Origin of the sequence: Coprococcus aceti (assembly GCF_025567285.1) — a bacterium.
GTDB lineage: Bacteria > Bacillota > Clostridia > Lachnospirales > Lachnospiraceae > Coprococcus > Coprococcus aceti.
This window is the reverse complement of sequence record NZ_JAOQJT010000008.1, coordinates 1-21,728: the sequence shown is the minus strand read 5'-3', so window position 1 is coordinate 21,728 and position 21,728 is coordinate 1. Positions and strand designations below refer to the sequence as shown.

General features: G+C 45.2%; 14 protein-coding genes. 1 reads left to right on the top strand and 13 read right to left on the bottom strand.

Translation table 11 applies throughout. The features are described 5' to 3' along the window. Nucleotides 1–16: 16 nt before the first annotated feature. From OCV54_RS11000 to OCV54_RS10940, 13 genes are all read right to left on the bottom strand, one after another. A complete protein-coding gene (locus OCV54_RS11000) occupies nucleotides 17–1,459 on the bottom strand; it encodes a DHHW family protein (protein ID WP_055223995.1) in 1,443 nt (480 codons plus the stop codon). A gap of 12 nt (nucleotides 1,460–1,471) precedes the next feature. Next, nucleotides 1,472–2,902, bottom strand: a complete 1,431-nt coding sequence (locus tag OCV54_RS10995; RefSeq protein ID WP_055223993.1) for an MBOAT family O-acyltransferase — start codon at nucleotides 2,900–2,902, stop codon at nucleotides 1,472–1,474. Nucleotides 2,903–2,999: 97 nt separating this feature from the next. Beyond that, complete coding sequence (locus OCV54_RS10990; RefSeq protein ID WP_055223992.1) at nucleotides 3,000–6,866, bottom strand: EAL domain-containing protein; 3,867 nt, start codon at nucleotides 6,864–6,866, stop codon at nucleotides 3,000–3,002. A 158-nt stretch (nucleotides 6,867–7,024) separates the two neighbouring features. Further along, complete coding sequence (gene glf / locus OCV54_RS10985) at nucleotides 7,025–8,125, bottom strand: UDP-galactopyranose mutase (protein WP_055223990.1); 1,101 nt, start codon at nucleotides 8,123–8,125, stop codon at nucleotides 7,025–7,027. Between the two features lie 5 nt (nucleotides 8,126–8,130). Beyond that, complete coding sequence (locus OCV54_RS10980) at nucleotides 8,131–10,701, bottom strand: polysaccharide pyruvyl transferase family protein (protein ID WP_055223988.1); 2,571 nt, start codon at nucleotides 10,699–10,701, stop codon at nucleotides 8,131–8,133. Between the two features lie 28 nt (nucleotides 10,702–10,729). Beyond that, entirely contained in the window at nucleotides 10,730–12,562 is a 1,833-nt protein-coding gene (locus OCV54_RS10975; protein WP_015534594.1) for a glycosyltransferase family 2 protein, read from the bottom strand. Between the two features lie 48 nt (nucleotides 12,563–12,610). Continuing rightward, nucleotides 12,611–13,471 carry an ABC transporter ATP-binding protein gene (locus OCV54_RS10970; RefSeq protein WP_022217009.1) on the bottom strand — a complete coding sequence of 287 codons (861 nt, stop codon included), beginning with the start codon at nucleotides 13,469–13,471 and terminating at the stop codon, nucleotides 12,611–12,613. A 12-nt stretch (nucleotides 13,472–13,483) separates the two neighbouring features. Continuing rightward, entirely contained in the window at nucleotides 13,484–14,272 is a 789-nt protein-coding gene (locus tag OCV54_RS10965; RefSeq protein WP_015534593.1) for an ABC transporter permease, read from the bottom strand. Nucleotides 14,273–14,297: 25 nt separating this feature from the next. Further along, complete coding sequence (locus OCV54_RS10960; protein ID WP_055223987.1) at nucleotides 14,298–15,329, bottom strand: glycosyltransferase family 2 protein; 1,032 nt, start codon at nucleotides 15,327–15,329, stop codon at nucleotides 14,298–14,300. Then, a complete protein-coding gene (locus OCV54_RS10955; RefSeq protein ID WP_238051026.1) occupies nucleotides 15,326–16,111 on the bottom strand; it encodes a glycosyltransferase family A protein in 786 nt (261 codons plus the stop codon). The genes OCV54_RS10960 and OCV54_RS10955 overlap by 4 nt, the downstream gene beginning before the upstream one ends. A gap of 199 nt (nucleotides 16,112–16,310) precedes the next feature. Beyond that, the gene (gene galE, locus OCV54_RS10950; protein ID WP_055223985.1) at nucleotides 16,311–17,327 is read right to left on the bottom strand and encodes a UDP-glucose 4-epimerase GalE; all 1,017 of its coding nucleotides are present in this window, start codon (nucleotides 17,325–17,327) and stop codon (nucleotides 16,311–16,313) included. Nucleotides 17,328–17,582: 255 nt separating this feature from the next. Next, a complete protein-coding gene (gene galT / locus OCV54_RS10945; protein WP_055223984.1) occupies nucleotides 17,583–19,091 on the bottom strand; it encodes a UDP-glucose--hexose-1-phosphate uridylyltransferase in 1,509 nt (502 codons plus the stop codon). A gap of 288 nt (nucleotides 19,092–19,379) precedes the next feature. After that, on the bottom strand, nucleotides 19,380–20,669 hold the full coding sequence (locus OCV54_RS10940) for a galactokinase (protein WP_015534589.1): 1,290 nt from the start codon (nucleotides 20,667–20,669) through the stop codon (nucleotides 19,380–19,382). Nucleotides 20,670–20,962: 293 nt separating this feature from the next. Between OCV54_RS10940 and OCV54_RS10935 the strand changes: the two genes are divergently transcribed. Continuing rightward, nucleotides 20,963–21,728 (top strand): AraC family transcriptional regulator (locus OCV54_RS10935; RefSeq protein WP_055223982.1); only part of this gene is annotated, 766 nt, incomplete at its 3' end.

Below are 21,728 nucleotides of genomic sequence, written 5' to 3'. Positions count from 1 at the left end.
ATCCTCCGATTATGCCCTAGTGCAGCAGACTGCTTATAGTAGCCGCCACATCTTTATCTCCTATGAGAGATATGTTATTTATGCAGATAAAATCATTGACCTTTTTGCTCTTCACAAAGTCAAGGATGTTTACCTGTGAATATCTGTAATCTATGATATATATTTTGGAGTAGTGATCCACAAGAAATGGAATAAATGCATTTCCGTAGGACTCCTTCATTACTACACACGATGAACCGTCTGTCACATTCGGGTTCTCTATCACTGCCATCGGCGTGTCACCGCCCACAAATGTAGAATACATGGTTCCCTTATCCCATCCATTCACATCCATTATGACATTCCACTTCTGCTCCGAGCCATCCTCGTTCCAGTAGGTCATGTCATTTGTTCCTATCGGTTCGTAGGCGTATATAGTATCAGGATTATTCTTCATGTCAGAGTTCTGCAGGGTGCTGTAGAAGCTTCCGAGGAATCCCTTGAAGGTATCCGTCTTCCTCTTGTCACGTGGAATGGCCGTTATGCCCTTCGTCTTGCAGAAATCCTCATACGCATAGTACGCGCCATCCGCGGTCCAGTGGTGATCTGTCCTGAAGAATATATATTCATCCTTATGCGCCTTTAACGTGTCAAATATATCGACCGTCTTCACGCCATTCATCATGCCATAGTAATACTCTATCGCCTGTTTCTGATCGGAACCGCCAAGCTTATCCAGCTCGTCATCCGATAGCAGGACACCTGAATTGTTCGGCACAAGAATATCGTACACATTTGTCTGGCCCGAGAGCTGTGCCGCTGCATTGTTGATAGCATCTATATATTCTGTTGCGGAGTCCTGAACGAAATAGTACAGGCTGTACGCAGAACCATCCTTCACATACAGGTTGTCCTGAAGCTGCTTCTGGAACGCCTTGTCCATAGCCTTTGAATCTGGTGGATCGACCGTCTGGACCGAACCGCTCTCAGTTGTCGCATCCTGCTTGTTCTTCGATGTCAGACTCGCAGGAAGTCCTATCTCAGGATCCTCTGTCGTAACCTCCGTGGTACTCTCAGTTGTCGCCTTGCCTGCATCATCAGGAGTGGCGGTCACCGCACTCTTGTCCACCTCAGGTATCTCATCGCCCTTGGCATTTCCTCCAACCACCTGCGTTCCGAGCTGTATTCCGTACAGCTTCTTAAGGCTCTGGTCAGCCGACACAAGCTTATCCCTCATAGGGTATGTGTCAGAATACCACAGTGACACGTCCTCGAAGTATGATCCGTCGAGGAATGACGTTATAGTGAATGACGGAAACTTTGCAAGTGTCCTCTTCTCCATCGTGGATTTCTTAGGTCTGACAAAAAACAGCAGACCGATAAATGCTCCTATCGCCATGACTGCGGCAAATATAAGAACACCCAGAGTTCTGAATTTCTTTAATTGTTGTCTCTGACTTCTGGTATATCTTCTCTTCATAAAAATCACCCACTAAAACTGGAAATACAGGAAAGGATTATAGCTTGCACCCACAAGCGCCAGCACTGAGATCACGAGCATAAGTACCGGTGTTATCATCTCAGTTACATTGAACACGTTGAATACAAGTGGGTTGACCTTTCCAACTTCTATAGCCCATTTTCTGAGTCTCTTGCCCAGATCCGTACACGCAATACATGCAAATATCAGGAAGAATATGTTCTTCACAAATATTGTTCCAAGTGCCATATTTGCAAATCCCGATGTTCCTATTCCAAACATTCCCACAAGCACTGTTCCAAGCTCACGAAGGCTCTCAAATCTGAATATGGTCCATCCGAACAGGATAACGAGCAGCGTATATATTCGGGATGCCACAGGGCCGAGTCTTCCGCCCAGATAAAACTTCTCCAGAAGGAGGAAGCCCAGATAATAAATTCCCCAGAATATATAATTCCAGCTTGCTCCGTGCCACATTCCCGTGAGAAACCACACGATAGCCATGTTGCGGATGTACTTCGCTGTGCTGCATCTGTTGCCGCCAAGCGGTATATATACGTAATCCCTGAAGAATGAGCTGAGTGATATGTGCCATCTCCTCCAGAAATTATTTACCGATGTAGCCATATATGGGTAGTTAAAGTTCTCATCATAGTGGAAACCTACCATCCTTCCCATTCCGATGGCCATGTCTGAGTATGCTGAGAAATCAAGGTATATCTGAAGCATATACGCTATCATTCCAAGCCACATTTCAAGTGTCGTCTGAGCCTTGAGGCTCGCCACTCCCGCCGGGAGCAGGGTGTCGGCTATGCTGGCACAGGAATTGGCCAGTATCGCCTTCTTTGCCAGTCCGACTGAAAATCTTCTCAGTCCCATGTATATGTCGTTCGCTGTTATCTTCCTGTTGTCTATCTGATCAGCAACGGTCTCATATCTGACGATAGGTCCCGCTATACACTGATGGAACAGACTTGAATACAGAAGGAGCTTCCAGTATTCTCTCTGTGGTCTGACTTCGTTCCTGTACACATCCACCACATATGATATGAGCTGGAATGTATAGAAAGAGATTCCTATTGGGAGAGCTATTCCAGGCACGGTCTTCGGCACGCCGAACACTGCCTTTATGTTGCCGAGGAAAAATCCCAGATACTTGAATATCGCAAGACAGCCAAGCATTATCACAAGGTCACACACAAGATAAAACTTCTCAGATCTCTTGGTATATCCGGCACGTGCCTCATCTATGCGAATGGCAAACAGCCAGCTCACCAGAGTCTCTCCCGCCAGGAGCAGAAGATATCTCGGGCCTCCCCAGGCATAGAACACCAGTGAAAATATCAGCAATACATTATTGCGTTTCTCAGGGCTCACCGCAAAATATGCTATCAGGTTTGCAGTGAGAAAAACAAACAAAAATATTAAACTCGAAAAAACCATAAATATTCTCCCATCATGTCAATCGGCTGTATTATACTTCACAACAGTCAACAACACAATATTAATAATGATTAACTGTACGCTTCGGAATAGGCGCCTACAGATCGGCCATCTGCACTTCCCTGTTCTTTGATATTCCGTTCACCATGAAGCTCACTCTGCCGTTACCGATCACGATATTTTTCTCCTCTGCACCTATATCAGTTCCCACACTGTTGATCACCTGTGTGTTGATATCCGAGTTGGAAAATTCCAGTCTGGCGGTGTGGGTGCTGTTACCCATGGCGTAGGCATCCTTGCCCTGTGCCACCACCTTGACGTAAGCGTACTGTATGCTGACGTCCGTATCGCCCTCACGGCAGCCTATACCATAACATTCATTTGCCCTGATGTTCATGGTAATATTGATATTCTTCATGGCAACCCTGCAGGACTTTCCATTCATGGTTCCTATGACTGCTGTCGAGATGGATGCCCCGGATATCTTGCCGGATATATTGTCAATAGCTATATCCGCGCTTCCGTTATATGAGCCTATGGATACACTTCTGGCGATTCCATTGTATATCTCCATGTCACAGTTCTCTATGTGAAGAGTGCAGTCGCTGTCCATACAGCCTATCATCACACCCTCCTGACCTCTCTGATCTATCTCGTATCGTCCGTGTCCAATATATATATTACCGCCAAGGCCGGATCCTATTCCAATGCCCCTCATTCCGGTGGCCGTTATGGACAGCGTTCCATCCTGATTGAAATACAGATCTCCGTGTCTCGATGCAAAATCGTTTCCTATTCCAAAGTATCTGCCACCCGCAAGTGTGATCCTCAGATCTCCATCTCCGGCAAGCTCGAGCTTTGACGACTCGGCTACCTGTATACCGCCTGTGCGCAGCTCATTGTCCCCGGTGAGGACTATCCTGACATCGCAGTTGTCTTCTATCTTTATACAAGGTATGCCCTTCTCTCCTCCAAGGCTTATGCTGTCCACCCTGAGCTCGCCTCTGAAGCCGTCTCCTATGGTTATCAGCATGTTGGACTTGAAGCCCGGTGTACCTGTCATGTTGACGTACCTGTACTGGTCATCTATCTTCTTGAAATCAAGCGCCGTATATTTGTTAAATGCAAGCTGAACCATCGATATCTCGTCTTCATCGGTTATGACATAGGTCTTCTTGCCATACTTTGTGATCTCGTTCTGATTGTACTGGACTATCTCGTTTATGATCCTCTTATCTATCTCGGCAATCGCCTCCGGTGAAGGCTTCGCCGTGTAGTAACCCTGAATGAGATCTGCGCCAAGTCTGATGACCTCCTTGAGTTCAACATCCAGCTCAACGCCCTCCGCCAGAGTGACGATATCATTGTCATGCGCAAATTCTATAATATCCTTAACAAAATGCTGCTTCTGCGGATCCTCATGTATATTTGTCATGAGCATCCTGTCTATCTTCACGTAACGCGGCATATATCTGAGAAGATTGTTGACATTTGAATAACCTGAGCCATAGTCATCTATGGCAGTCTCTATGTTCATCCTGCCGTACTTGTCCTTTATCTGATCCAGTAGCTGGTCGCTCATCTCAGCCTCCTCGGTGAATTCCACGACCACCTGTCCACCAAATTCCCTGAGTTTGCTCTCTATAACAGCGGTGTCCTCCTCCGACAGCCTGCAGCCCGGTATACTGTTAAAGAATATCTTTCTGCCCTCAAGTTCCTCTCGCTTGTCCTCAACGAGTCTCAACACATTGATAAATGTGGCTCTCTCCACATCGCTCAAACGTCCAAGTCTCTCAGCACTCTGTATTATGTCGAGAGGAGACATGTACTGCTCTCCTGCCGATCTCATGAGCACCTCATAGGCATAAATCTGACCTGTGCGGGCATTAACTATAGGCTGGAAATGATATGTGAGCAGATTCCTGTCAAGAATCTCCGTGGCAAGCTTGTCCTTCTCTATATCCTCCTGTGACAGCTCTGCATTTCTCGTGCTCTCAATGTACGCCTTCATCTTGGCATTGTTCTTGTTGCTTATGAGTGCGTTCACATAGTTGTCCAGAGCCTCCGCATTCGCAACCATCTGTCTGTCCACCGCATAGCATATCTCCATGACAAAATTGTCGCCATTTTTCCTGTTAAACTCCCTGGTACGGCTCTCCACACTCTTAACTATGGCGTCTGCGTGATCCTCCGCATCTCCCATCACCTGATATGCCACGATGAACTCATCGTTACACATTCTCATACATACGTCGGATTTCTCAAGGGATGCCGAGATCATTCTGGCAAGTGCCTGTATGGCCTCGTCCCCGACCTTTCTGCCGAGACTTGCATTTATCTGTCCCAGTCCCTTTATATCTATAGCCAGCAGCTCAATGCTCCTGCCATGTGCAACGGCATCGTTACACATATCCCTGCACCTCGCCATAAATCCGTTATAATTGTACACTCCGGTCAGATCATCACGGATCTGCGATGCATTGACCTTGTCCAGAAGCTTCTGAAGACTCGCCTGTCTGTAGAACGCCTCCATGCCCTGCATGATCTGCTTGATCCATGTGCTATATGAAATATCGTACGCCCTGCACTCGCTTCCATAGCTCACAACCGCATATCCAAAACATCTGTCGTCGAAATTGAGTGGAGTGAATATGTAAGCCTCAGGTCTGTCCCTGTCTGCATCCAGCTCAGGTATCAGTCTGGACACGTCAAAACAGTCATCGAAATCTATCGCACCGTCTCCATCACCGCAGCTTCTGATGACCCTGTATATATTCTTCGTGTATCCGACTCTCAGTGCATTTGACCCCATCATGACCTCAGGAAACTTCCAATATTCATTCAGGCAGAGACTGAAACTGCTCATGTTGCCATCCGTGTGGGCATACTGGAATATGGTATTGTAGAATTCCCTGTAATCTCTCTGGGATAACAGATCCTCCATCATATGGTTATAGTATGAACCATAGCTTCCCGGCTGAGCGTTCATATCCCATGCCGTCACGTCTCTCTTTCCCGGCTTCTCCGTACACTGCTCACATCCACAGCTTTTTCCCCAGTGTATAGACGCACTGCTCCTATAGTTCTCCAGAGATCTTCCGTTTATCTCTGCGTCTATCCATTTTGCGGCGTACTCGCCGTCAACCTTTGCAGGTATATCAACCGATGTCAGCGGTATGACTCTGTCATCGTTCGTCTCCGCAGCGTCATATCCCGTTATCGCTATATCCTCAGGGACCCTCACGCCTCTCTGTTCCAGCTCAGCCGCCAGCCCCAGTGCCATGTGATCACTGGCACACACCACAGCCTGTGGAAGTCTGTCTCTGTTCTCTGTTATCTCCATTGCGGTCCGGCGTCCTGAGTCAAACCAGTTATTGCCATAGTAAACCGACGATTCATCCACATCGATACCATGACTCTTCATGCTGTCAAAGAATCCCTGCTTCTTCAGCTCGGAATTGGTAGTATTCTCCCAGCCATCAAGCAGCACTATATCACGGTATCCGTGCTCTTCTATGAGATGATCCGTAAGCCCGCATATATTCTTTCTGTGATCAATATTTATGGATTTATATCCTTCTATCTCGTCGCCGACTATCAGTACCGGGCCATCAAACTCATGCTCCACACGCCACCGGAGTCCCTCCTCTGTTCCCGGCGTCCTGATCCTGTCAGTACATATGACCACCGCATCATATTTGTCAAATTCTATCAGGTTGAATATGTTGGCGTCTCCCACTTCTCTGCTAGCTGTATCCTGATACTTCAGATACATTGAGAACACGCACACATCATAATCAAGCTGAAATGCCTTCTCAAAAAACCCCGAGAGGAATCTACCCTGGGTGTACTCATCAGCCTGGGCTGTCAGTACCGCAATCCTCTTCCTTGTCATAACATATACACCCTTTACCCTTTTAATTTTTACCCCCTGGGCACCGTATCCACCAAATAACATGCCCATAATTAGTATAATTCTATCACGTTCTGTCGAAAGTGTATATCTTTTTTATTTTGCCGTATCACCCATGCTTCCGGCACGCAAAAAGGACGCATATACGGAAAATCTGTATTCCGGTATGCGTCCCTTTGTATGGCTTTATAATATGCTCTATCTTACGATTAGAACTCTGCCTCAACACACTCAAGTGCTGCTGCGATTACCTTGTCCATATCATAATACTTGTACTGTCCAAGTCTTCCGCCGAATATTACATCCTTGCGTGTCTCTGCAAGCTCCCTGTACTTCTCGTAAAGCGCATTGTTCTTGTCGTTGTTTACAGGGTAGTATGGCTCTACGCCCGGCTTCCACTCTGCTGAATACTCACGGCTGATAACTGTCTTTGGCTGCTTTCCAAACTCAAAGTGCTTGTGCTCGATTATTCTTGTGTATGGAACATCTCTGTGTGTGTAGTTCACAACAGCATTTCCCTGGTAGTTTTCCTCATCGAGTACCTCTGTCTCGAATCTTACTGAACGGTACTCAAGTGGTCCGTACTGGAATCCGAAGAACTCATCGATCATACCTGTGTATACAGTCTTGTCTGCGATGTCAGGATTCTCCTTGATAAAATCGAAGTAATCTGTGTCAGTCTTGACCTCAGCGCCCTCAAGCATCTTCTCAATGATCTGTGTGTATCCGCCCATTGGGATTCCCTGGAAACGGTCATTGAAGTAGTTGTTGTCGTATATGAATCTCAGAGGCAGTCTCTTGATAATGAATGCAGGAAGCTCTGTACATGGTCTTCCCCACTGCTTCTCTGTGTATCCCTTGACAAGCTTCTCATACACATCTGTACCGGCAAGCTTGAGTGCCTGCTCCTCAAGGTTCTTTGGCTCTCCAATGTTCAGATCTGCGATCTGCTTCTCGATGATTGCCTTTGCCTCTGAAGGCTTCTTGATTCCCCACATCTTGCTGAATGTGTTCATGTTGAATGGAAGGTTGTACAGCTCATCCTTGTATGAAGCTACAGGTGAGTTAATGTAGTTGTTGAACTCTGCAAACTGGTTTACATACTCCCAGATCTTCTTGTCAGATGTGTGGAATATATGTGCGCCATACTTGTGAACATTTATACCCTCCACCTGCTCTGTGTAAATGTTGCCGGCAATATGTGGACGCTTGTCTATAACCAGACAGCTCTTGCCTCTCTTGCCTGCCTCGTATGCAAATACTGCGCCGAATAATCCGGCTCCTACTATGAGGTAATCATACTTTGCCATGTTACTTAATCCTCCTTATCTTCCGCCAATCTCTTATCTATAATTGGATATGCTCTATAACCCTCAAACTCCTTAGGTCTGAACAATACTTCCTTAAGCCATGCAAGGGATCTCTCCCTCTCTGACATAAGTATCTTATTAACATTGTCGTAATCCACAGGCTTCAACAGCTCATCATTTCCAAGAATGTCTGCCGCATCCTGAACGTAATGATCTCTCACCTGGAATACATCCACGAGGGATTCAAATCTTGTCATTCCTCTTGCACTGTTTGCAAGTCCGATAAAGTTTGTCTCAAATACAAGTGAGAAGCTTATTCCGTGGCATGAATCAGTGAGAACGAAATCTGCATTTCTGAAATAGTTCAGCCAGTCCTCGACTGTTATGTCGTCGACGATCTTGTCGTCCATATCCATGATCTGACGGTTCTTCACCGGGTCCTTTGGACGTCCGTCCAGAAGAACAACTACCTCAAGGCCGAGCTTCTCTGAAACCTCAACCACTGCGGCTCTCTTCTCCGGAGTTGGATCAAGTATATATGCAAGCATATATTTGCCATCGTGCTTCTTCTTTGCCTTGTCTGCCAGTGAATCGAATACCTTTCTGTCTGCAACAAATACAGGATCGAGAACTCTCACCGCATCTATTCCATACACATCCTTACAGATCTCAACTCCACTGGTCTCTCTGATGGATATTCCATCAAACTGTCTCATGTATTCAGATATCGTCTCCCTGTCCTGTACATTACAGAAATCCCTGTCATGTCCAAATGATGCAGAGAATGCGATCTTCTTCTTATCCGGCTCAACAAAATCGAAATAGAATGAGAAGCCGAAGCCTCTGCTTATACCTCTGTTCCACACCTGATCTGATCCCATGATGAATGTATCGACCTTGGAATTGAGCTCTCTCATATCCTTCAGTGTGTATCTCTTGCTCTCATGGTAATGTGCCTTTGCAAATCTTCTCGCATGGGTGTCAGGCTTGCCGGCTCCGGTCTTGGCTGCAGGCATGTCTATCATGAGCACTGACAGACCAAATGATCTGATGATCTCGTGAAGTGCGTAATAGGTAGCAACACTTCCGTAGTTCGCACCGAACCACACGCCATATATACCTACATCGTACTTGTCCTTGATGGCATAATCGTATGCCTTCTCCATGGATGAGCCATTCTTTATCTGCTCAAAATATCTCTGTCTGGCAGGATGATTCTTGAAGCAGTGGTCAAATGGCTGTCCTGTCTTGAGTACATCATCACGAGGTATCTCCTTGTTCAGGAGCAGCTTGTCTGCTATGGCAGCATATATCTTTTCACCCTGTGGACTGTTGACTGACACAATGGATGTTCCCTTGCCGTCAGTGTAATCTCTGTTGTACTTCTGAATTCCCCAGAAATCTGCAAGTGTTATATCACCTGTTCTCGGAAGCTTCGCATATGCGCAGTGTCCACAGAACTTTCTCGTCGATATACAAGGAAGGAATGCTCTGTAATATGGATCCTGTGTCCTTGTTCTGTGATAAACTGTTCCGTCAGTGTACTTTACAGTCATCTCTGTAGACCAGCCGAAGTAGTCCTTGTCTCTGAATCCAACATCAGCAACCTTGCCCTGATCCTTGTCGTGGTATTTGTTCAGATAATCATCGAACAGCTTTGGCGATGGGCCGCCGTGGCACATCAGATCTATTGTGTAGAGATTTGATATATCCACATTCTTGAGTGTTGCGTAAAGTCCTGCGACCTGACATCCGCATCCGCAGAATACTACCACTCTGCCTTCCTTGAGTATCTTCTTAACGTCCGCATACACCTTCGATGCATCAGCCTGAACATACTTGGATTTTCTGAGCTTGTCCAGATCATCCGGGCTCTCTATGATAAAGTGTTCAACCTTGAAATCGTCTGTGTATCCTGCTCCGCATACAGCTCCACCCTGCTCAAATGCATACTCAGCCAGCAGTGTGAATATTCCACCTGACGAACTCTTTGCCCTTATCTCATCGTCTGCATATGCCGCATAGCATGCAGGCTCGACAGTGTTCTTATACTCAAGATTTATAGATGGACAGATCTTTCTGCACAGACCGCAGTTTGTACATTTGCTGCGATCCACTACAGGAGCAAGAAATCCCTCTGAATCATACTTCATGCTTATAGCATTTACCGGACATACACTGTAGCACGCGCCGCAGCCACAGCAGTAATCAGGATGTATGCATCCGACTGTCTTGTCGCTGTCGCGTCTCACCGCTTTCTTTCTCCACTCTACTCGCTCTTCTTCTCTCTGTCTGGCACTCTCCTGCTTCTCAAACACTTTGATCTCAGGCTCTGCTTTTTCCTTCGTGGTGAATACCTTATTCATCCTGATCTCAGCAGGCTCGACCTTTACAACAGGCTTTTTGCCGTCTCTGAGAGCGTAATCACCGCTCATCGCCCTCTGCGCCGCATTTACTCGCTGGGACGCCTTGAGCTTATCCTTTGGCTTCGAACCGTTCTTCTCTGAGGTGTAATCTCCCCCCAGTGCTCTTCCCGCAGCCGCCAAACGGTTTTTTATACCTTTAATAGTAGCCATACCCTAAAGATACTCCTTCCATATCACTTTATATATGCAGATATTCCTTCCAGAACTTAGTTGTCTTCATCTCGTCAAATGCATTTCTGTAAGCCTGCTCAACTTCCACATGTGTCTTCTTGTATTTAGCCAATACTTTTCTATATCTCTTTATAAGCGCAAAACAACGCTTTCTGTTGATTGTTCTTCTGACTCCTGTTCCACCGTTCTTGTTCACGGCAACGAGAGTCTTCTTCATGTAATTCTTTCCCGGAACAAAGAACCAGTCGTACGCGATGATATACGGTGTTCTTCTGAGCATGAAGTTTGGAAGAAGATGTCCGTTTATCGTGAGCACATACATTGCCTTGCGGAACAGATTAAGACTCTCATACTTGTATGGATCTGTAGGAAGATCCCCTGCATAGCCAAGCTCTGCCAGCGGCACAAGCTTCTCGTTCTTAGCATTGTGCTCCTTGAGGCTCTGCTCTCCGTCAAGATGCATGATATACTCTGGTCCCTTGAGGTAATCCTCAATGGAATCTATGAGCAGCTCAGCATTGTTGTATGCAAATCTGGTTATATCCTTCCAGAACATTCCCTTTACTCTCGCAAGGAAATCCACATCCTGGCATATTCCGCTTGCCGCCTGGATAACAAAACTGTTTCTGTGAACCTGATAAAGCTCCATGGCGGCGTTGAATTTGCCTGCAAATCCCACATGCCATATACAGATACCATTAAGTGCTATAAATCCCGGCTTATTTCTCAGTGAGAACTCTACATCGTCACCTCTGACAAATACCGGAAGTGGTAAGCCTCTGTCCTCAATGTGCTCCACAGGTATACAGCAGTACCACCAGCCTGCATATGCATCATCGACATTGAAACTGTAGTTCTCATTTGCAACTATGTTCTTGAGAAGCCTCATATCCATAGCTGACTTGACCGGACCGTATGATCCGTCTGCCTTGTGGACAAATCCCACGTCCTCATACTGCTTCTGGCGTATGTCGTAATCGAACATGGCTCCACTCAGGAAGCACTTCTTGTACTCGTCTTTGAGGAGTCTGAGCAGATAATATGTTCTGAACAAACTCTCTGGCATGACCATAACGTCATCATCCATGAGGAGTACATGTGTAGGCTTCTTTGGAAGCTCCAGTGCCTCTATCATTCCACGGGTGAAACCGCCGGCTCCACCTACGTTGTTATTCATATAAACCTTGAGATCCTCACTGTCGAGCTCTGATGGATCGAGTTCTCTGTCATTGTCAATGACGTGTACGAACATGTGTCCCTTGAGGTCGCTTCCATCATAGAGTACATTTGACTTGATGAGGTCTATATTACGCTTGATATATTCCTGCTTCTTGAATGTTGTTGTGACAAGAGAGATATTTACATCTCTTATTCTGTCCTCCTCGATGTCAGCAGAATAGTATCCGCTGTATATCTCTGTATCTTCCAGGGTATCCATATAGAAACCTACAAGAGCCTTATCTGTCTCTGGTATGTTCACAACCACCTCTGAAACCTCATCACTCTCAACTACCTGTGATACAAGTGGATTGTAGGTAACCGCAACGGATGCTGAATATATTGCATATACGGATATTGTAGCTTTTCCCTTCATTGTGAGGTGGAGCTTGAAGTTCTTTACCCCTGTATACTCTGACCAGCGTTTTACCTGAATGCAGTTGTAATAGCTCATGAAATTAACCTTTGTGAGCTTCTCAACAACATGACATTTCTTCTCTGAGTCGTATATAAATGGTGATTCCTCTCCCTTTCCAATGGCGCTGAATTCAGGATACTCTATCAAGTTCACATCCAGATTCATCTGCAGCATCACATTCTGCAACTTCACATTCTGTAACATTATCCAATCCTCCTGTGTTGTATATCAAACATCTTGCCTGATTTCTTGTTATTTCTTGTCCTTGCTCTGGGCCTTTGCCGGTGCAGGTGCATCCATCTCGGCCTTGAATGCATCGCATACCGTATCGGCATCTCCCACCATAACTACATTTCCATGATCCAGCCACATAGCCTTGTTACACTGCTTCTTGACAGCAGCTATGTTGTGGGATACATACAGCAGGGTCGTTCCATCCTCCAGCATGGCAGTCATCTTGGCCGCACACTTCTTCTTGAATCGCATATCACCTACAGCAAGTATCTCATCCGCAATGAGAATATCCGGCTCAACCGCCGTCGCTATGGAAAATGCAAGTCTGGTCTTCATACCTGAAGAAAAGTTCTTGACCGGAGAGTCAAGGAAATCCTGCAACTCTGAAAACTCAACTATATCGTCAAACTTTGACTCTATAAATGCCTTTGAATATCCCAGCAGAGTTCCGTTGAGAAATATATTCTCACGGGCCGTGAGCTGTGGATCGATTCCGGCTCCAAGCTCTATGAGGGCTGCCACAGTTCCCGATACCTTAACAGTACCGCTGGCAGGCTTCAATATTCTGCTGACTACCTTGAGCAGGGTGGATTTTCCGGCACCATTGGTTCCAAGGAAGCCCCACGCCTCGCCCTTCTTTATATCAAGATTGATGTCCTTTAACGCTATGAACTCCTGGAACATCAACTGTTTTGTCACAAGTCTTATAAAATACTCTTTCAGATTGTCCACCTTCAGATTGTTCTTGTTGAATCTTATGGTCACATCCTTGAGCTCTATAATGGTCTCACCCTTTGCCACAGTTGTTGTACGCTGTGCATTTGAGGTGAAAATCTTCTTATCATCAAGTTCGTTCTTTTTCTCTTCTACGTTAGCCAACTGCCACACCTCCTAAATATACAGAATGAACTTGTCCTGATTCTTCTTGAAACACAGCACTCCCAGTCCAAAGAAAAAGAATGCATAGAGGAATCCGAGACCGATAGTAGTGAGATCAGGCATCACTCCCTGATGCGCTATGCATCTAAACTGCTTGATATATACATACAGTGGGTTGAAGTAATTCACAAGTAACTTCAACCAGTCTGGCAGCATATCTATAGGATAGAATATCGCTGAACAGTACATCCACGCTGTGGTGACCGCATTCCATATATATCTTGTATCTCTGAAGAATACATGGAGCTGTGCAAGAAAAAAGCCCAATCCGCAGGCAAATATATAGGCCTGAAGGAATATGAATGGGAACAACAGCATCGTCCAGTAAAATGGTGAACGTGTGAATATGATAACGATAAGAAACGCTCCCAGTGAAAACAGGCAGTCAACAAGTGAGCTTGTGATCTTTGCCAGCGGGAACATAAACTTTGACACATACGTTTTCTTAAGCAGTGACGAATTATCTGTTATACTTCCAAGTGCCTTACCACATGCACCTATTACAAATTCGTACAGTATACGTCCTGCAAAAAGGTACACAGGGAAGTGTGGTATCGATCTGTTGAACATCTTGGAGAATACGATAACCATTACGATCATGATGAGCAATGGGTTCAGGATACTCCACACATATCCAAGAAAACTTCTTCTATACTTTAACTTTATATCTCTTGAAACAAGCTGATTTAAAAGATCTTTATAATTAAAAACTTCTAAAAAGCTTCCGCTTTTTACTTTCATTTTTCGTTAATCCTCCATAGTAAATCTATTCAAAACTCTTATTGTGCCTTACCTTGTTGTAAAGCTTTGAATTAAGCATTTTGTTGTAGCCTTCCAGACCCACATGCGCAGCATTCAGAAGCTTAAGTATCTTATAATGCTTCAATGTCATATCAACGACGTGTCTGTCTCTCTTGACTATATAACTCATAAGCTGATCTACCCGTGCAACACCTCTCTTTCTGTCGGAATCGCATAGCATGGAAGTTACCATGAAGCTCAGCAGAAGAAGATGTATCTTCTTGTCGCAGTATTCAAGAGCCCACTGCTCCGAGATGTCATCTCTGTTCTTGAGCATCTTTACTATGACCATCTTGGTATGGTCGATTCTCTTGAACTGATTCTGCGCGGATACGCTCTGGGACACATCCCCGATCCTGTACTCGTACACGAACATATCGAGTGGCAGTATGGTTTTTGCCAAGCAGCATGGATATGTCGCATATTCGTGATCCTCGTAGAATACTTTTTCTGCAAGTCTGACTCCATTCTCACGGTAAAACTGTGTTCTATATGTTATTCCATGGAATGTGAGGCTTCTGTCAAATTTTTTCCAGTCTGACATGACCTCTTCCATAGTATATTCTCTGTCGAATTCATCAGGGAAACATCTCCAGTTCTTTATCTCCCCTGTTGTTATATTGATGGTGTGGTGACATGTCAGAACAACATCCGCACTGGCATTCTCGAGCTTTCCTATAAACTCAGGAATACTCTCTGTGAGAAACCAGTCGTCGGCGTCAAGCACCTTCATGTATCTGCCCCTGGCCTTCTCAGCTCCGGCATTTATCGCTGAGCCATGTCCTCCGTTCTCCTTATTAATAAGTGAATAGCTGTCAGGATACTTCTCAATGTACTCCTCACATATACTCTCACTGCCGTCTGTCGAGCCATCGTTTACCACTATCACGTCTATTTTGTCCATAAGCTCCGGAACAACAAGTGATCCAAGACATTTGTCAAGATATGGCTTGCTGTTGTAAGACGGAATTATCACACTTAATATTTTTTCACTCATTTCTTCTTCCCTAACCTGTTCTCATGTATTCCCTTCATAATAAGTCTGAAGGCCTTAAACCATGATATATCACTGTCAAACTGATGTCTCTTCCTTATGCTGTAATACGCTGCGTACAATACCGCCGGTACATAACCCATGATGTATCTTGTCGTATTACCTCTGTTTATGAAAAATTCTTCGTTATACCCCTTAAACCATGTTGACTTTGTCTGCGCAACATCCGCTATGACAAATGGTACATAATATATTGCAAGTCCGTTCTTCCTGCAATCCGTGAGGAATCTGAATTCCTCTTCAGCTCCGTTGCCCGAGCCCGCACCCATGTGCTCATCAAAATATACATTATTATTGACTATGCTCTCTCTCTTGAATGATATCTGCCAGGATGCCACATGCATGAGATCCAGATATCCAAGCTTCTTAGGCATGTCGCCCCAATGGGCAGGTCTGTTGCCTATGTTGAATATGATGACATCCGCCTCTGGCAGATCTCTGTACGCAGTCAGTATCCCTTCTTCGTAATTCCTGCTGAACACCTCATCGTCATCACACAGCAGACACACATCCGCCTCGGAATGCTTTATAGCATAGTTCCTGCTCTTGGTAAGACCCTTGTCATTCACCGAAAAAATTCTTGTCTTATGTCCGTTCCTGTCATATTCATTGTACCCATCATATCCACACTGGTTGACTATGATCGTGTCGGACTCTATATGGGATTTCGTTATGATATCCTCATCCTGAAGGTTCATACACGAAAGCAGTATTTCTAGTCTCATATGTCAAACACCCATTTCCATCTGATAAAGCCCTAAAAAAGGGCATAATTAACAAAGACCGCAGAAAGCGTAGTTTACTTACTTATACAACGTCTCTTTTAAAAAGTCAATACACAGAAAAGAGCACCGGCAAATCTACATCTGATTATATATAGTATTTGTCGGTGCTCTGCTGCTTTATGTTATTTATATTTTGGAATTAGTCATTATATCCATTTGGATTCATCGACTGCCACTTCCATGAATCAGCACACATCTCGTCGATTCCGTACTGAGCCTCCCAGCCAAGCTCCTTCTTGGCAAGTGAAGCGTCTGAGTAGCATGTTGCAATATCTCCAGGACGTCTCTTCTTGATCACATATGGAACGTCATGTCCACAGGCCTTGCTGAACGCCTTGATAACATCAAGGACACTGTAGCCATTTCCTGTTCCAAGGTTGTATACCTTAACTCCAGGATTCTCCTTGATCTTGTTGATAGCCTTTACATGTCCAACTGCAAGGTCTACTACATGGATGTAATCTCTCACACCTGTTCCATCCGGTGTGTCGTAATCATTGCCAAATACTCCAACGCTCTGAAGCTTTCCGATTGCAACCTGTGCAACATATGGAAGAAGGTTGTTAGGAATACCCTTTGGATCCTCTCCGATAAGTCCGCTCTTATGAGCTCCGATTGGGTTGAAGTAACGGAGAAGAATTACATTCCACTCTGGATCTGCTGTGTGGAGGTCTGTGAGGATCTGCTCGATCATCCACTTTGTCCAGCCATATGGGTTCGTAGGTGTTCCCTTTGGGCACTCCTCCGTGATAGGGATAAATGCAGGATTGCCGTATACTGTAGCTGATGATGAGAAGATGATGTTCTTGCATCCGTTCTTTCTCATAACCTCGCACAGATTAAGAGTTCCTGTGATGTTGTTCTGATAGTACTCAAGTGGCTTTACAACTGATTCACCAACTGCCTTGAGTCCTGCAAAATGTATTACACAGTCAGGCTTCTCATCTGCAAATATCTTGTCCATAGCTTCCTTGTCAAGGATATCTGCCTTGTAGAATGTGAGATCCTTTCCTGTTATCTCCTTGATTCTGTCGACTGCCTTCTCGCTGGCATTGTAAAGGTTGTCGAGAATTACTACCTCGTAGCCTGCATTAAGCAGCTCAACACATGTATGACTTCCTATATAACCTGCTCCGCCTGTTACTAAAATCTTCATAATGTTTTCCTCCTTTATGATACTGTGATTCATAACCATCTGCCGGACACCTGTGCTTTTTGGGGGCACTGTTCATGTCTTGCGCAAATGTCGATCACCAGTTTATAAACATTTTTATTTTGCAATGACGTTTTCTCCAACACTATACCACTACATCCTGTTATGCACAATAAAATGTGGCATTAATAAATATTAGTTATGGAATACGTCTGTCACAGATACACATATATTATTGCATTTTTAGTGCACACTATATTACTGTGCATTCACATAATCTACGAACTTGAGGAATGCAGCCTTTCCGGCCTCATCTCTCTTGTAAACGCCTGCACACTCAAGGATCTTTGCGAATACATCGCCGATCTCATCCTGAAGGATCTTGTGTACGTTGTCTGCATTTATGTCGTACTTTCCAATGAAAGTCTGTACCCAGTCGTAATGCTTTGCGATATTCTCATGAGCCTTGATGTCTCCACCTGCCACAAGAACCTCTGCCAGCTCTTCCATCTCGCCCTTGAGTCTTGCAGGAAGTACCGCAAGTCCCATTACCTCGATGAGTCCGATGTTCTCCTTCTTGATGTTGTGGTACTGCTCCCATGGATGATAGAGACCAAGTGGATGCTCCTCTGTGGTGATGTTGTTACGAAGAACTAAGTCCATCTCGTACTTGCCATCTCTCATCCTTGCGATAGGAGTGATGGTGTTGTGTGGCTCGCCGTCTGTCTCAGCGAATATGTACGCATCCTCATCTGTGTAACCTCTCCATGCACCGAGGATCTTGTCAGCAAGATCTATGATTCTGTCCGGATTCTCTCCGTCAAGTCTGATGACTGACATAGGCCACTTCACGATTCCTGCCTCAACATCCTCATATCCTGCAAATGTAATCTTTGTCTCAACAGGTGCCTTTGTCATGGCAAATGTATAACGTCCGCCCTGGAAGTGATCGTGTGTGAGGATAGATCCACCTACTATAGGAAGGTCTGCATTTGATCCCAGGAAGTAATGTGGGAACTGTCCAACAAATGAAAAGAGTTTCTGGAATGTAGCCTTTTCTATCTTCATAGGGATGTGCTGTCCGTTAAACACGATACAGTGCTCATTGTAGTATACATATGGAGAATACTGGAATCCCCACTTGCTACCATTTACCTCTATAGGGATGATCCTGTGGTTCTCTCTTGCAGGATGGTTGATCCTTCCCGCATATCCCTCGTTCTCCATACACAGCTGGCACTTTGGATATGATGACTGTGACATGGTCTTAGCAAGGGCAATCATCTTCGGATCCTTCTCAGGCTTTGAAAGGTTGATGGTGATGTCGATATCACCATACTCTGTAGGCTTTACCCACTTGATGTCCCTTGCAACTCTGTATGTTCTTATATAATCTGTTGCTCTGCTGAGCTTATAATAGAAGTCTGTTGCCTCCTCTGGGGACTTTGCATACTTCTCTCTGAATGTCTTTATGATCTGGCTTGGCTTTGGAACCAGTGCGTTCATGATCTTCGTATCGAACAGGTCTCTGAGAACAACTGAATCCTCTGCGATAAGTCCGTTCTCAACTGCGTAATCCAGGATACCCTTGAGACACTCCTCAAGTTTTTCCGGTGTATCTATAGCTGGCACCTCACCCGGCTCCTCGTAGCTGTCCTTCTTCAGCATCTCGAGGATGGTGTTGGTCGTATATATTCTATCCTCTTCCTCTATCAGCTCATTTGCAATTCCGTACTCAACGAGCTGCTTGATATTTGTATCTATCATGGTTGTAACCCTTCTTTCTACATATCCTTATATTTTTCTCGCACAGATATTTGCGAAACCCATAAACCTGTATTATGTTTGAGGTAATTTAACATTACCAAATCAGGGGAATACGAGGCCGCCGGTCCTTAGGTAATAGTCAATGCTAAAAAATCAGCATTGACTATTACCCACAACAGCTGGCAAGCCAGCTGTTACATGCGCTGCAGGCTGAGTTAAGTGGAAACGACCCCTGATTGGTATGTTAAATTGCCTCAAACACTATACACTGTCATGTTTCGCAAATATCTATTCAACTACCTTGATTCCGCCGTAAGGTCTTACCTTGAGGACGTGGCATGCGCCCTCTCCGAAGATCGACTCTATGTTCTTCTTGTACTCAGCAACAGCCGCATTCTTGACAAATGCCTGGATGGTTCCGGCAAATCCGCCGCCGTGTACTCTGCACACACCATCCTCGCCGATGAACTTCTCTGAGAATCCAAGTGCTATTGATACGTTCTGTGTGAGTGGATCCTTTGCGCTGTATATATTCTGAAGAAGCTTGAATGATGAATCTCCGCTTCTCTTTATAACATCGAGGAAATGGTCAAATTCCTGATTCTCAAGTGCTGCAACACCCTCTGCAACTCTGTCCTGCTCTGTGTAGAAGTGAAGCGCACGAAGGACTGCTCTGTCATTCACCTTGCCGCTGGCTCTCATCTCACCAACCTTGCTGATGAAATCCTCCTCTGAAACTCTGCTGAGGAGTTCCTCGCCGAAGTAATTTGCAACCTGCTTCATCTCTGCAGGGATTGCTGCGTAGTCGTCTGTGAGGTCTGCATGTGAACCCTTTGTGTCAACGATACACAGGCTGTACTGGTGAGCCTCAAAGTCAACTGGGACCTGCTTGATGACAGGATTAGCCTTGTCGAAGAAGTCGATATATATAAGTCCTCCGACTGCACATGCCATCTGATCCATAAGTCCGCATGGCTTGCCGAAGTATACGTTCTCTGCGTACTGTCCTATCTTTGCAACATCAACTGATGAAACCTTCATGTCATTGTAGAGGCCTGAAAGGATAGTTCCTATAAGGCTCTCAAATGCTGCTGATGATGACATTCCAGCTCCCATGAGCACATCGCTTGTCACAAATGCTGTGAAACCGCCTACCTTGAATCCGTAGTCTCTGATTCCTGCAACAACACCCTTGATAAGCGCTGTTGTTGTTCCCTCAAGTGCAGGATCCTGCTCGATATCATTTACATTGATAACTTCCTTAGGCATATCGTCTGACACAAGCTCGATCACGCCGTCCTCTCTAGGTGCCACAATTGCTATGGCATCAAGGTTGATCGATGTAGCAAGTACATGTCCGTTCTGATGGTCTGTATGGTTTCCACACACCTCACTTCTTCCGGGAGCGCTGTAGATAGCAACCTCCTGATCTCCGAATAACTCTGTAAATTTATCAAGAGCTTTTACATATCTTTCCCTGTTGTATGGGATCATATCCTTGTCGAGATAGATCTGTGCAAGCTTCTCGTCAAACTCTCCACCTGCGATAATTTCCTTTAATTCTGCGATTTTCTTCATTGTCCGTAACTCCACCTTTCTCCATCTTTTTATATTTTTTTCTTAATGTCCGTTATTTTGTTGTCCATATTGCGCACATTTTCTGCGCTACGCCGTTGCGCTTCTTGCTTTGTGAATATAATTCTATAACAATATACAGATTTTGAACATGGCATAGCGTTGCAAATATATGTCCATTTGTTAGATTGTTTTATTTTATCTGTTGCACCCGGTACACTGTTCTGTTATTCTTATCATGGTTGATAACATTGCCAGGCAGCCAAATCTACTATTATATTTATCAAGGAAAAATTATGGAAAATAAGATCGTAATGGAATTCCCTCAGGAAAATGACACAGACCTCTACCTGAACGTGTTCGGTCACTCAATAACCGAGCCTCTTCATAAGGCAGGTCCTGCGGTCAAGACCTTCTACCTCATACATTTCGTGCTGGAGGGAGAGGGCGACTTCTATGTGAAGGGAGCCCACTATCATTTGAAAAAGGGTCAGGGCTTCCTCATTGAACCTGACACCCCCGCCACATATATATCGGACGAACACCATCCATGGCGTTATGTATGGTTCGGATTCTCTGGCAGATGTGCCCAGGACACGCTGAGCAGTATCGGGCTCACCCAGAACCAGCCTATATTCACCTGCGAGGATGGCGACAAACTGAAAAAGTACGTATTTGATATGCTTGCTCACAACACCTCGGATCACGCAGACCACTTCAGGCTCATGGGCATGCTCTACCTCGCTCTGTCTGTCATCGCAAATGCACAAAAAGACAAGCTGGAGACTCCATCCGGAAACGCATATGTGAACCATGCCATATCATATATCCAGAACCACTACAGTATGCCAATGAAGGTGGAGGAGCTGTCGGATTACGTAGGCATCAACAGGAGCTATTTCTCGGATCTGTTCAAGCAGTACACCGGGATGAGTCCTGTGAAATACCTGCAGAATTTCCGCATAACAAAAGCCCAGCATATGCTTACCATATCTGAGCTTTCTATAGAAAGTATTGCATTTTCATGCGGCTACCAGTCCGCCGAGGCTTTCCACAAGATTT